Source organism: Pseudomonas sp. QC2, from assembly GCF_002859085.1.
Lineage (GTDB): Bacteria > Pseudomonadota > Gammaproteobacteria > Pseudomonadales > Pseudomonadaceae > Aquipseudomonas > Aquipseudomonas petroselini.
In genome coordinates, this window is the sequence record NZ_PKKS01000025.1 from 283,741 (window position 1) to 295,809 (window position 12,069).

Sequence of the window (12,069 nt, forward strand, 5' to 3'; positions counted from 1 at the left end):
AAAACTGAACAAGTTGCTCACTATTATTCAATTTTACAGAAAGTCAATGCGCTTTAGCCTGAGGGTATTCGCTTATCCGCAGGAAACCTGACCATGTCCCCCTTGATTCGCTTACTTGCCAGTGGTGTCGCCTTGATGATGGCGATGGGCATCGGCCGTTTCGCCCTCACCCCACAAATGCCGCATCTGCTCAGCGAGGGGCAGATCGACCTGACCGGCGCTGGCCTGATCGCCGCCGCCAACTACTTGGGCTACTTCGTCGGGGCGGTGGATTCGATCTTTGCGCGCAGCCATCAGCATGTGCGTGGGCGCTTGTACGGCGGGTTGTGGCTGTGTGTGCTGCTGACCCTGGCGTCGTACTGGGCTCATGGCTTCTGGCCGCATCTGTTGCTGCGCTTTGGTACCGGTGTCGCGAGTGCCTGGGCATTGGTGATGATCACCAGCCTGAGCCAGCCACTGGCGATTGCCGCCGGGCGTCCGCGCCTGGGCGCATTGGTATTCGCCGGGCCCGGACTGGGGATCCTGCTGACCGGGTTGCTGGCGTTGGGCTCCAACTTGCTGGGGCAAAGCTCGGCAACCTTGTGGTGGGTGTACGGCACGGTGGCACTGGTGATGTTGTTGGCGATTCTGCCGTTCCTACCCAAGCCTCCTGCCGCCAGTGCCGCGGTTGCCAGCCCTACGGACGCGGGCAGCAACGGCAGCATTGCGCATTTGTGCTGGATCTATGTGTTGTTCGGCCTTGGCTACATCATCCCGGCGACGTTCCTGTCGCAGATGGCCAGTGCGCAGTTCAAGGGCGCCTGGCAGGCCGATCTGTTCTGGCCGTGCTTTGGTCTGGCAGCCGCGATGGGCGTCGGCGTGGCGACCCTGCGCCGCAAGGATCCGCACACGACTCGCCGCTGGCTGATGACCACCCTATGGCTGCAAGCGGCCGGCGTGTTTGCCTGCTTGCTGGGCAATGGCTGGGGCCTGGCATTGGGGGTGTTGCTGTGCGGCGGGCCATTCCTGGCGTGCATGCAACTCGTGATGGCACGTTTGCGGGACGTCGCGCCCCACGGCTACCAGCGCAGCACCGGGCTGCTGACCGCAAGCTTTGCCATTGGCCAATTGAGCGGCCCTTTGTTGGCATCGGTGAGCAGCCACCTGAGCGGCGGCCTGCAACCGGCGCTGGTAGTCGCCGGTGCAGGCTTGCTGGTGGCGGGTTCGGTGTTGGTCAGCCGGCAACCAAAGGCGCAGGTGCGCGCACCTGTTCACGCCGTGCCAGCACCAGGAAAAACAGCCCACCCAGGAAGCATCCGGTAAACCAGGCGAAGTTGGCCATGCCCTGCAACGCAGGGGTGAAGGTGATCGCAACGCCCGCCAGCGTTGCGGGCACCAACGCCTTGACCGCCGTCCAGTTCACGCCACCGTCGAAGTAATAGCGCCCGCTGGGGCTGTCATCAAACAGCGCATCCACATCGATCTTCTGCTTTTTGATCAGGTAGAAATCCACCAACAGGATCCCGAACAGCGGTCCGATAAAGGCCGCGAGGATATCCAGGGTGTAGTGGATCATCAGCGGGTTATTGAACAGGTTCCACGGTGTAATGAAGATTGATGCCACGGCAGCGATCATCCCGCCTGCGCGCCAGCTGATTTTGCTGGGGGCGACGTTGGCGAAGTCAAACGCCGGGGAGACGAAGTTGGCAACGATATTGATGCCAATGGTCGCAGTGACAAACGCAAAGGCGCCGAGCAATACCGCCACGTTGTTATCGATGCGCGAAACCGTGGCGATCGGGTCGTGGAGCATTTCACCAAATACCGGCAACGTGCCCGAGACGATCACGACGGTGACCAGGGAAAACGCCAGGAAATTCACCGGCAGCCCCCAGAAATTGCCGCGTCGTACGTCGTTCATACTGCGGCAGTAGCGGCTGAAGTCACCGAAATTCAGGGTCGGCCCGGAGAAATACGACACCACCAGCGCCGTCGCCACGATCACCTGGCCAAACGCCTGCCATCCCGACAGCGACTTCTCCGCCAAGGTAAAGCTGATGTTCGACCAACCGGCCTTCCACACGATCCAGCCGGCCAAGGCAAACATCACCGCATACACCACCGGCCCCGCCCAATCGATAAAACGGCGGATGGACTCCATGCCCGCCCAGAACACCGCCGCTTGCAACAGCCACAGGCTGAGGAAACCAAACCAACCGAGGTAGGAAAGCCCAGCGAAATGCGGCTCTGCGTACACGGCCATCTGTGGGAAGAAACGCAGCACCACGATGATCAAGGCACTCGACGCCAAATACGTCTGAATTCCGTACCAGGCCACCGCGATCAAGCCGCGAATCACCGCAGGAATATTCGCGCCGAACACCCCAAACGCCAACCGACAAATGACGGGGTAAGGCACTGCGGCTTGCTGGCTCGGCTTGGCCAATAGATTAGCGATCAATTGCACAATGCAGATACCGGCGAGCAAGGCGATCAACACCTGCCAACTGGCCAGCCCCAAGGCAAACAGGCTGGCGGCAAACACATAACCGCCGACGCTGTGCACGTCACTCATCCAGAAGGCGAAGATGTTGTACCAGTTCCACTTTTGCGGCAGTGGCCCAAGGTCCTGGTTATACAGGCGCGGGCTGTAGCCTTTGGGCAATTGTTCGGTCATCGCTGGGCTCCTCGAAATACCAGCCTGCACGTGCGTCGCGGTGTGCATACGGAAGGCGGCATGGTTTGTATACGAGAGAGTCAGCAGAATACGTGCCAATTGAACGCAATCCCTCTGGCACGGCGCTCCAAAGGGATTGATATGGGTATAGACATGGGACGATGCTCAGCAACGGTGCACCGAAATCCTGTACACAATCAGCGGTGCACTCGATGTGCACACCAATGACCCACCGTGCAGCACGCGGCAGTCAGGAAGGTGCCCCAGGCCATGTCCATGATCGCTAACTGGGCTGACCAGCCCTGCAGCGTGGCCCAGTTACTCAGGTCGTAGGTGCCATAAGCGACCAGCCCAAGCAACGCCCCCCTGCGCGCAGCGCGCTGCCAACTGGCACTGGGCAGAACCACGAATACCACGCAACCGAACACATAGAGGAGGTAGAAGAGCAGAGCCGGCAATAGGCGGGGCTGGTCCAGCATCAGCGGGCCCAGCAGGGACTTGTAGGTTGGCCCCATGAGCACGCCGAGCCAAAGGCCGTCGAGGACCAGGAAAGCCAGCAACGTGCCGAGGTAGGCGAAAGATGTTTTCTTGGTCATTGATGCACCTCTGTAAGCGCCAACGGGCGCCTACAGAAGAGCAAAGCGTACTCAGCTTAGTTCAATGCGATCCGCGTGAATCACAATCTGGCCCTGCTTATACAGCGCACCAATGGCTTTCTTGAAGTTACCCTTGCTCACGCCGAACAAGTTGCTGATCACCGCCGGGTCGCTCTTGTCGCTGACCGGCAAGGTGCCGTTGTTTTCACGCAACTTGGCAAGGATCTTCGAGTTCAGGCTCGAGGCTGCTTCCTGGCCAACCGGTTGCAGGCTCAGGCTGATATTGCCATCCGCACGGATCTCCTTGATAAAGCCTTTTTCTTCCTTGCCCGGGCGCAGGAACTTGAACACTTCATTCTTGTGGATCAGGCCCCAATGCTTGTTGTTGATGATCGCCTTGAAGCCCATGTCGGTGGCTTCGGCCACCAGCAGGTCGACTTCCTGGCCCACCTGGTAATTGGCAGGCGTCTTGTCCAGGTAGCGGTCCAGGCGTGCGGTGGCCGTGATGCGCTTGGTGTGTTTGTCGAGATAAACGTGCACCACGCAGTATTCGCCAGCGGTCATCTGACGCTTTTCTTCCGAATACGGCAGCAACAGATCCTTGGGCAAGCCCCAGTCGAGAAACACGCCGATGCTGTTGACTTCCACCACTTTCAAACTGGCGAATTCGCCCACTTGGACTTTGGGCTTTTCGGTAGTGGCGATAAGTTTGTCATCGCTGTCCAGATAAATGAAAACGTTTAGCCAGTCTTCATCTTCACTGGGAATATCTTTGGGGATATACCGATTAGGCAAGAGGATTTCGCCATCTTGCGCACCGTCCAGGTACAAACCAAAGTTAGTGTGTTTAACCACTTGCAAGCTGTTGTAGCGCCCGACTAAAGCCATTTCCAAATACCCTCATTGCGTGGGCGGCATTCTACCCGAGTTGCGCTCGTCACGCGCGCGCGCCTGAAAAATCACGGCCTGGCGTGGCCTTGCGATGGCATCGCCCCGCTCGTCCGATCAATCCGGCTGATTTTTCTCAGGCAACCCACCGCAGCCAGCACCAGGGTTTCGAATTAAAACAGTAAGTTAGGGGTTCATTTCAAAGATGAAACTTGGCTGTTTTCAGCCGCCGCACTTATTCTTCGAGGATATTTACCAAGCAATTGTCAAGTATTTCCTGTACGATGCCTGGCCAAGTTAATTTTCTACAGGTTAGTGGCCGCCATGCGTGTAAAAGCATCCAACAGCAAAGCAAAGCCAGCTCCCGCCGTTGAAACCAGCGAATCGATCAACAGCCAGATTGCTGCTTTCCTCAAGTCCGGCGGCGAAATCCAGCAAATTGCCAAGGGCGTCAGCGGCCAGACTTTCGGCCCATCCAAGCAGATCAGCCTGGGTAAAAAGTAATACCGCGCAACACCACTGGTCCCTAAGCGTCTTGCCTTCAAGGCGCTAGGACTAGAGCCCGAAATACCCTCACTGCCTATTTTCCATTAGCGCTAATCGACGAACGGGCCTCACCTCCCGACATTCGCCGGTATCCTTGCACACGTCTAGCACGGGCATCTGCCCGATTCCTTCGTCACTGCTCCTCGCTTTTCATGGAGTGAAGCATGCTCAAATCGTGCATTTTTCTGGTCAGCGCCCTTGTCGCGTGCCCCCTTGCCCAAGCGCAAATATTCCAGCGTGAACTGGGCGACTTCGACCTGAAATTGGGCACCACCCCCAGCCGCAGCATGGCCCAGGGCCTGGTCAAGCCGACGTCTCCCGGCAGCGACTCGTTCCACGGCGGGCTGGACCTGAGTCATGACAGCGGCCTGTATTTCGGCCAGTTCTCACCGAACATGGGCCTGTCCTCGGCCAGCACCCTTGAAGTCGATTCCTACATGGGCTTCAAACACCCTTTCGACCAGACCCTGGGCTATGAAGTCGGCTTGATCCACTACAGCTACCCCAAGCTCAGCCCGCTCGACAGCCAGGAGTTCTACGGCGGCCTGAACCTGCTGGGTAATCGCTTCGGTGCCTCCTTCAGCAACGATCCGGATCGCCAGGACAGCACACTGTTCGCCGACCTGGGTGGCACCCAGCCTTTCGGTATTGGCGTCAGCATGAAATACACCACGCATCAGTTGGGCACGCCGGTCTCAGTGGACGGCGGCTCCATTCGCAGCTTCAGCGACTGGTCGGTGCAATTCTCCCGAGAATGGATGGGCGTTGACCTGAACCTCATCTACAGCGACTCCAGCCTCAGCGGCGGGGACTGCTCGGCCTATTCCGGACACAATTCGCAATGCGATGGTCTGTTGACGCTGAAGGCGGCGCGGTCGTTTTATTAATCGGCTGAACTGTCGCCCCCCGCGCAGGCTCACATGTGATAACCCACATTGCGAAGGACCCGCCCATGCTGCGTCGGCTCAAATTACTCGTCGTACTGCTGACCCTGAGCCTGGTGCTCGCCGGCTGCAATCGCGTAGGCCTGGCCTATCGCAACCTGGACGTGATCATTCCCTGGACCCTCAACGACTACCTGGACATGAACGCCGGGCAGAAGAGCTGGTTCAACGACAAGCTCAAGGAGCACCTGGCCTGGCATTGCACCACACAACTGCCGGGCTACCTGGACTGGCTGGACCGCCTGCAGCAGATGGTCGACGACAACCAGGTTACCGACGCGGCCTTGCAGACGCGCACCGTAGAGGCCAAGCAGGCCATCGCCGAGGTCGCCCGCGAGGTCACACCGTCGGCCATCGAGTTGTTGCAGGGGCTGGACGATCAACAGGTCAAAGAGATGAACGACGCGTTGGCCAAAGACCTGCGCAAGCGCCAGGACGAGTACCTCAAGCCACCGCTGGCCAAGCAGATCCAAGAACGCGCCGAGCGCATGAATAAACGCCTGGATGCGTGGATGGGGCCGCTGAGCGATAGCCAGAAAAACCGCGTCACGGCCTGGTCTATCAGCCTGGGTGAGCAAAACCAGCAATGGATCGGTAACCGCGCGCACTGGCAGGCGCAATTTATCGACGCCGTGAAGCAACGCCAGAGCGCCGACTTCCCGCAGAAAATGCAGCAACTGCTGGTGGACCGGGAAAGCCTGTGGACGCCGGAGTACCGCGTCGCCTACGCCGAGACGGAAGCGGCGGCACGCAGCCTGATCGTCGACCTGATGGCGCAAAGCAGCGTGCAACAGCGCCTGAAACTGACGCAAAAAATCGACGGCGTACGCAGCGACTTCAAGGCACTGAAATGCCTCAAAGGCAGCGCAAGCTAATGTGAGAGGGGCTGGCCCCCGCCCACATTAGATGAGCGCAGCGGCCGATCAGGCAATCTGAGCCTTGGAAGCCACCTCGGCAAAGGTCGCCGGATCCAGCGCGTCCGCCTGCTCATCCAGCACCTGACGCGGGTGATCATTGCCGGGAATCGAACTGTCGATCAGCGCCAACAGTTGTGCGCCCAGCGGAGTGAGGATGAAATTCTCGCCATTTCCGCCCTCTTCCTCAGGGCGCGACTCAATAAAGCCACGTTTGAACAGCAGCGCTTCATAATCTGCCGCCGTCTTCTTGAGCGCATCCAGGTTGCCGGTGGACTCGCCCGCCGTGGCCTTTTCGGCCGCTTCCTGCTCGGCGTATTTGCGCGGGGCGAAGCTGCCCTCGCCGTTCTGCACTTCATGCAGCAGACGTTCGATCAGATCCCAGTTGTAAGTCGTCATCCTGATTCCTCCTGCAGGCTGGTGGAAAGTAGCCCGTCAAGGTTGTGACAGGCCGGGTCACTGGCCGTTCAGCCGAATAGACGGACGTCATTTCTCTGAACTTTCCAGACGTTCGCGCCCTCAACAGCACATAACCGCCAAGGAGGTCTGCCCATGAAAACCCTGATGAACCTGGCCATCGTCGCCACGCTAACCGCCGCCCTGCCCGCTTGGGCCTGCACGCCCGACGAGGCCACGGCCAAGCGCGAGCAACTGGCGCAGGAAGTGGCCAAACTGACCGAACAGAACCCGACCAAGGCCAAGGAGATGAACGACGAGCTGCAGAAGATGGACCTGGATACCGAAAGCGCTGAGTTCCCCGATAAATGCCAGTTGATCGACGCCCGTCTCAAGGAGCTCAAGGAAGCAGCGGCCAAAGCCAAAAGCTGATGGCATAAAAAAACCGGACAAACGTCCGGTTTTTTCATATCACTCAAGCCTTATTCAGCAGCCGGCGCTTCCGGCTTGCGGCGCTTGAGTGGCGCCATGCCGTCCTTGCTGACGAGCGACAGGTTGTCGGTCTTCGGCCGGTTGGCAATCTTGCGTTTGGTCGGCGACTTGGCGCCGGCCTTTTTCTTGTCGCCCTTGGCGTCGGTCTTTTTCTTCTTCACGCCAACGGCCTTGCCCGATGCCTTGACCTTCTTCGGCCCGGTGTAGGTGCCTTTGACTTCCTTGATGGTGCGACGCTCGAACGACTGCTTGAGGTAGCGCTCGATGCTCGACATCAGGTTCCAGTCGCCATGGCAGATCAGCGAGATCGCCAGGCCATCATTGCCGGCACGCCCGGTACGGCCGATGCGGTGCACATATTCGTCGCCACTGCGTGGCATATCGAAGTTGATCACCAGGTCCAGGCCGTCCACGTCCAGGCCGCGCGCGGCAACGTCGGTGGCCACGAGGATCTTCACACCGCCGGCCTTGAGGCGGTCGATGGCCAGCTTGCGGTCCTTCTGGTCTTTCTCGCCGTGCAGCACGAACGCCTTGTATTCCTGGGCAACCAGGCGGCCGTAGATACGGTCGGCGGCAGCGCGGGTATTGGTGAACACGATGGCTTTCTGATAGGTCTCGTTGGCCAACAGCCAGTTGAGGATCTGCTCTTTGTGCACATTGTGGTCAGCGGTGACGATCTGCTGGCGCGTGGTCGCGTTGAGGTCGCTGACGTTGTTGACCTGCAGGTGCTCAGGGTTGTTCAGCACCTTGGCGACCATCTCGCGCAGGGTGGAACCGCCGGTGGTGGCGGAGAACAGCATGGTCTGCTGGCGATTGATGCACTCGGCCACCAGGCGCTGCACGTCATCGGCAAACCCCATGTCGAGCATGCGGTCGGCTTCGTCGAGCACCAGCACTTCGACTTCCTTGAGGTCGAGGTTGCCGGCGTTGAGCTGCTCGATCATGCGGCCTGGGGTGCCGATCAGGATGTCCGGTACCTTGCGCAGCATGGCGGCCTGCACCTTGAAGTCTTCACCGCCGGTGATCAGGCCGGACTTGATGAAGGTGAACTGCGAGAAGCGCTCCACTTCCTTCAAGGTCTGCTGGGCCAGCTCGCGGGTCGGCAGCAGGATCAGGGTCTTGATGCTGACGCGGACTTTGGCCGGGCCGATCAGGCGATTCAAAATCGGCAGGACGAAAGCGGCGGTCTTGCCACTCCCGGTTTGAGCCGTCACCCGCAGGTCACGCCCTTCGAGCGCGAGCGGGATGGCCGCTGCTTGCACCGGCGTAGGCTCGACAAATTTAAGCTCGGCCACGGCTTTGAGCAGGCGTTCGTGCAGGGCGAATTGGGAAAACACGGGTGCTACCTCGAAGAAATACAAAAAATCAGCTGCATAGGGTACCGGTTTCGGCCGTCCAAACCGAGTTTCTTTACGCGAACGGTGTCATTCAGGCGCTTTTTTGTCAGGGCATTTGTCCATGACATCAACTTTGTTGCACTTAAATGCTCTAATCGCCCCGTCTTGTCCCATAGAAGAATCGGTTTCACCCATGGATATCAAACAGCTCTGGCTCAACGTCCAAGATCTCTGGGGCGCCCTCGATGAACACCCGCTGCTGCATGCCAGCCTCGGTTTTGTGGTGTTGTTGGTGGTGGCTCTATTGCTTGGACGGGTGGCACGTTACCTCATCCTCCACGCCGTCAAACTGCTCGGCCGGCAACCGGCCCTGCATTGGCTCAATGACCTGCGGCACAACAAAGTCTTCCATCGCCTGGCACAGATGACGCCCTCGCTGGTGATCCAATTCGGCCTGTACCTGGTGCCGGACCTGAGCAAGACCGCCATCCTGTTTATCGGCAACGTGGCCCTGGCGCTGACCATCCTGTTCCTGGTACTGGCCATGAGCGCCCTGCTCAGCGCCCTGCTGGACATCTACGCCCGCACCGAACACGCCCGCACCCGCTCGATCAAGGGCTATGTGCAGTTGGCGAAGATGGTGCTGTTCGTGTTTGGCGCAATCATCATCGTCGCCACCCTGATCGACCGTTCGCCGCTGTTGCTGCTGTCGGGTCTTGGCGCCATGTCAGCGGTGATCCTGTTGGTGTACAAGGACACGCTGCTGTCGTTCGTCGCCAGCGTGCAGTTGACCAGCAACGACATGCTGCGGGTCGGCGACTGGATCGAGATGCCCCAGGTCGGCGCCGACGGCGATGTCGTGGACATCACCCTGCACACGGTCAAGGTGCAGAATTTCGACAAGACCATCGTCTCCATCCCTACCTGGCGCCTGATGTCCGAGTCGTTCAAGAACTGGCGCGGCATGCAGGCCTCCGGCGGACGGCGCATCAAGCGCAGCCTGTTTATCGACGCCAGCGGCGTGCGCTTCCTGCGCGACGACGAAGAACTGCGCATGACCCAGGTGCACCTGCTCACCGACTACATCGGGCGCAAGCAGGCCGAGCTCAAGGCCTGGAACGAAGCCCAGGGCCACAGCGCACAGCTGTCGGCCAACCGCCGCCGCATGACCAACCTCGGCACCTTTCGCGCCTATGCCCTGGCCTACCTGAAAAGCCATCCGGACATCCAGCCGAACATGACCTGCATGGTGCGCCAGATGCAGACCACCGCCCAGGGCGTGCCGCTGGAAATCTACTGCTTTACCCGCACCACGGCGTGGGCGGATTACGAGCGGATCCAGGGGGACATTTTTGATTACCTGCTCGCGGTGTTGCCGGAATTTGGCTTGAGTTTGTATCAGCAGCCGAGTGGGAATGACTTGCGCGCGGGGGTGTTGCCGGCGGTGTTGGGGGCCAGTCATTTGCCGGCCCCTGAAAGTCGCGCTGGCTAAACCACGGAGCGGTTGGGCGCCTTCACGCCCAACCGGCTGATCCACACCGCCGCCAGAATCACCAACCCACCCAATGCCAGTCGCCCCAACGGCTCGTGCTGGTTCCAGATCAGCAGGTTCAGCAGCAACCCCACCGGCACATGCAGGTTGTTCATCACCGCCAGGGTGCCGCCCTGCACCAGGCAAGCCCCCTTGTTCCACCAGTACATGCCCAGCGCAGTGCTGACCAACCCGAGGAACACCAGCACACCCCATTGCAGCGGCGCTTCAGGCAGGAAGTTGGCTTTGCCGAAAAGCAGGAATGCCGGCAATACCACCAGCAACGCGCCCAGGTAGAAATAACCGAAGCGTCGGTAGTGCGGCAGGTCGCTCGGGTAACGCGCCACCAAGTGTTTGTACATCACTTGCCCGGCGGCATAGGTGAAGTTGGCCAGTTGCAGCAGCAGGAAGCCTCCGAGGAAGTGCGGGGTGATCTGGTCGAAACGGATCACCGCCGCGCCCGCCACCGCGACCAGCGCGGCGATCAGCGCCCAAGGGTTGAAGCGCCGGTTCAGGGCGTCTTCGATCAGGGTCACGTGCAACGGCGTGAGGATGGTGAACAGCAACACCTCCGGCACCGTGAGCACGCGAAAGCTCAGGTACAGGCACACGTAGGTCACGCCAAACTGCAGCGCGCCGATCACCAGCATGCCCCGCATGAACGCCGGTTCTACCGAGCGCCAGCGGGTCAGTGGGATAAACACCAGACCGGCCAGCAACACACGCACCAGCACCGCGAAGTAACTGTCGACGTGACCGGCGAGGTATTCGCCGATCAAGCTGAAGGAAAATGCCTGAATCAGGGTGACAACCAGTAAGTAGCCCATGCGCGCCTCATTTCGAATGGGCGGGACATTAAAGGTTTTCGGCGAGTGAAGAAACTCGGGGTAAAAAAAACCCGACCTCGCTAAAGCGTCAGTCGGGCGGTAGCACTCAGGAGCAAAAGTGCAAAGGGAGGTTCGTTACGCGTACTTGAAGGGTTTGCGTGGAGCGATATAAACACTGCGCGATTATGTGGCGATTAAAGGATCAAGCGACCTGTGCCAGCAGCGCCTTGGCGTGGTTGATGCCCTTCTCCTGGAAGTCCCCGCTCAAGTTCACCCCTTCGGCGTGAATGAACGTGACATCGTGAATCCCGATAAACGCCATGACCTGACGCAGGTAGGGTTCCTGGTGATCAGAGCTGGCACCGGTATGGATGCCGCCGCGAGCGGTGAGCACGACGGCACGCTTGCCGGTGAGCAGACCCTGAGGGCCGGTGGCGGTGTACTTGAAGGTCACGCCGGCTCGCAACACATGGTCCAGCCAGGCCTTGAGGGTGCTGGGGATGGCGAAGTTGTACATCGGCGCGGCCATTACCAGCACGTCGGCGGCCAACAGTTCGTCGGTCAATTCGTTGGAGCGATCCAGGGACGCCTGTTCGTGGCCATTGCGCTGATCCGCCGGCTTCATCCAGCCGCCGAGCAGGTTGGCGTCCAAGTGCGGCACCGGGTTGAGGGCCACGTCACGCACGGTGATCTGATCCGCCGGGTGGGCGGCCTGCCATTGGCTGATGAACTGCTGGGTCAGTTGGCGAGAGATCGAATCCTGCTGGCGGGCACTGCTTTCGATGATCAGAACATTGGACATGGCGTTGTAGGCTCCATCTGTAATTGCTGTAAGTCGATGGAGTGAAGATTAAACAGAGCCAATTCGATTAAAAAGCGCAAAAAACTGCTATAACCCATCTATAAATTTGTTTATAGGCGGAGTGCGCCGTGGGCATGCTC

13 protein-coding genes are annotated in these 12,069 nt (G+C 59.5%); 6 read left to right on the forward strand and 7 right to left on the reverse strand.

Going from position 1 to position 12,069, the window contains the following annotated elements:
• The first annotated feature begins 93 nt into the window (after positions 1 to 93).
• Entirely contained in the window at positions 94 to 1,302 is a 1,209-nt protein-coding gene (locus QCBJ_RS27890) for a YbfB/YjiJ family MFS transporter (protein WP_102062013.1), read from the forward strand.
• Here the strand turns inward: QCBJ_RS27890 and QCBJ_RS27895 are convergent.
• From QCBJ_RS27895 to QCBJ_RS27905, 3 genes are all read right to left on the reverse strand, one after another.
• On the reverse strand, positions 1,214 to 2,656 hold the full coding sequence (locus QCBJ_RS27895; RefSeq protein WP_102062014.1) for an NCS1 family nucleobase:cation symporter-1: 1,443 nt from the start codon (positions 2,654 to 2,656) through the stop codon (positions 1,214 to 1,216). The genes QCBJ_RS27890 and QCBJ_RS27895 overlap by 89 nt on opposite strands.
• 197 nt (positions 2,657 to 2,853) lie before the next feature.
• On the reverse strand, positions 2,854 to 3,252 hold the full coding sequence (locus QCBJ_RS27900) for a DUF2177 family protein (protein ID WP_093543663.1): 399 nt from the start codon (positions 3,250 to 3,252) through the stop codon (positions 2,854 to 2,856).
• Positions 3,253 to 3,303: 51 nt separating this feature from the next.
• A complete protein-coding gene (locus QCBJ_RS27905; RefSeq protein WP_015885267.1) occupies positions 3,304 to 4,140 on the reverse strand; it encodes a S1 RNA-binding domain-containing protein in 837 nt (278 codons plus the stop codon).
• A 324-nt stretch (positions 4,141 to 4,464) separates the two neighbouring features.
• Between QCBJ_RS27905 and QCBJ_RS27910 the strand changes: the two genes are divergently transcribed.
• The 3 genes from QCBJ_RS27910 (at position 4,465) to QCBJ_RS27920 (ending at position 6,505) form a co-directional block, all read left to right on the forward strand.
• Entirely contained in the window at positions 4,465 to 4,644 is a 180-nt protein-coding gene (locus QCBJ_RS27910; protein WP_003193095.1) for a hypothetical protein, read from the forward strand.
• A gap of 206 nt (positions 4,645 to 4,850) precedes the next feature.
• Positions 4,851 to 5,573 (forward strand): TorF family putative porin, encoded by a 723-nt coding sequence (locus QCBJ_RS27915; RefSeq protein WP_102062015.1) that lies wholly within the window; start codon positions 4,851 to 4,853, stop codon positions 5,571 to 5,573.
• A 65-nt stretch (positions 5,574 to 5,638) separates the two neighbouring features.
• Positions 5,639 to 6,505 (forward strand): DUF6279 family lipoprotein, encoded by an 867-nt coding sequence (locus tag QCBJ_RS27920; protein WP_043205729.1) that lies wholly within the window; start codon positions 5,639 to 5,641, stop codon positions 6,503 to 6,505.
• Between the two features lie 48 nt (positions 6,506 to 6,553).
• Here QCBJ_RS27920 and QCBJ_RS27925 read toward each other — a convergent pair whose 3' ends face one another.
• Positions 6,554 to 6,943 (reverse strand): hypothetical protein, encoded by a 390-nt coding sequence (locus tag QCBJ_RS27925; RefSeq protein ID WP_015885270.1) that lies wholly within the window; start codon positions 6,941 to 6,943, stop codon positions 6,554 to 6,556.
• A gap of 153 nt (positions 6,944 to 7,096) precedes the next feature.
• On the opposite strand from QCBJ_RS27925, the gene QCBJ_RS27930 reads away from it, so the two are divergent.
• A complete protein-coding gene (locus tag QCBJ_RS27930) occupies positions 7,097 to 7,372 on the forward strand; it encodes a hypothetical protein (protein ID WP_064052693.1) in 276 nt (91 codons plus the stop codon).
• Between the two features lie 50 nt (positions 7,373 to 7,422).
• Here the strand turns inward: QCBJ_RS27930 and QCBJ_RS27935 are convergent, their stop codons facing one another.
• Positions 7,423 to 8,769 (reverse strand): DEAD/DEAH box helicase, encoded by a 1,347-nt coding sequence (locus QCBJ_RS27935; RefSeq protein WP_043205730.1) that lies wholly within the window; start codon positions 8,767 to 8,769, stop codon positions 7,423 to 7,425.
• Positions 8,770 to 8,962: 193 nt separating this feature from the next.
• Between QCBJ_RS27935 and QCBJ_RS27940 the strand changes: the two genes are divergently transcribed.
• Positions 8,963 to 10,261, forward strand: coding sequence for a mechanosensitive ion channel family protein (locus QCBJ_RS27940; RefSeq protein WP_046035997.1), 1,299 nt, complete (start codon positions 8,963 to 8,965; stop codon positions 10,259 to 10,261).
• On the opposite strand, the gene QCBJ_RS27945 is transcribed toward QCBJ_RS27940, so the two are convergent.
• Positions 10,258 to 11,127 (reverse strand): carboxylate/amino acid/amine transporter, encoded by an 870-nt coding sequence (locus QCBJ_RS27945; RefSeq protein WP_015885274.1) that lies wholly within the window; start codon positions 11,125 to 11,127, stop codon positions 10,258 to 10,260. The two genes, QCBJ_RS27940 and QCBJ_RS27945, sit on opposite strands and share 4 nt — an antisense overlap.
• Before the next feature lie 202 nt (positions 11,128 to 11,329).
• Positions 11,330 to 11,929 (reverse strand): FMN-dependent NADH-azoreductase, encoded by a 600-nt coding sequence (locus QCBJ_RS27950; RefSeq protein WP_015885275.1) that lies wholly within the window; start codon positions 11,927 to 11,929, stop codon positions 11,330 to 11,332.
• Positions 11,930 to 12,069: the final 140 nt, after the last annotated feature.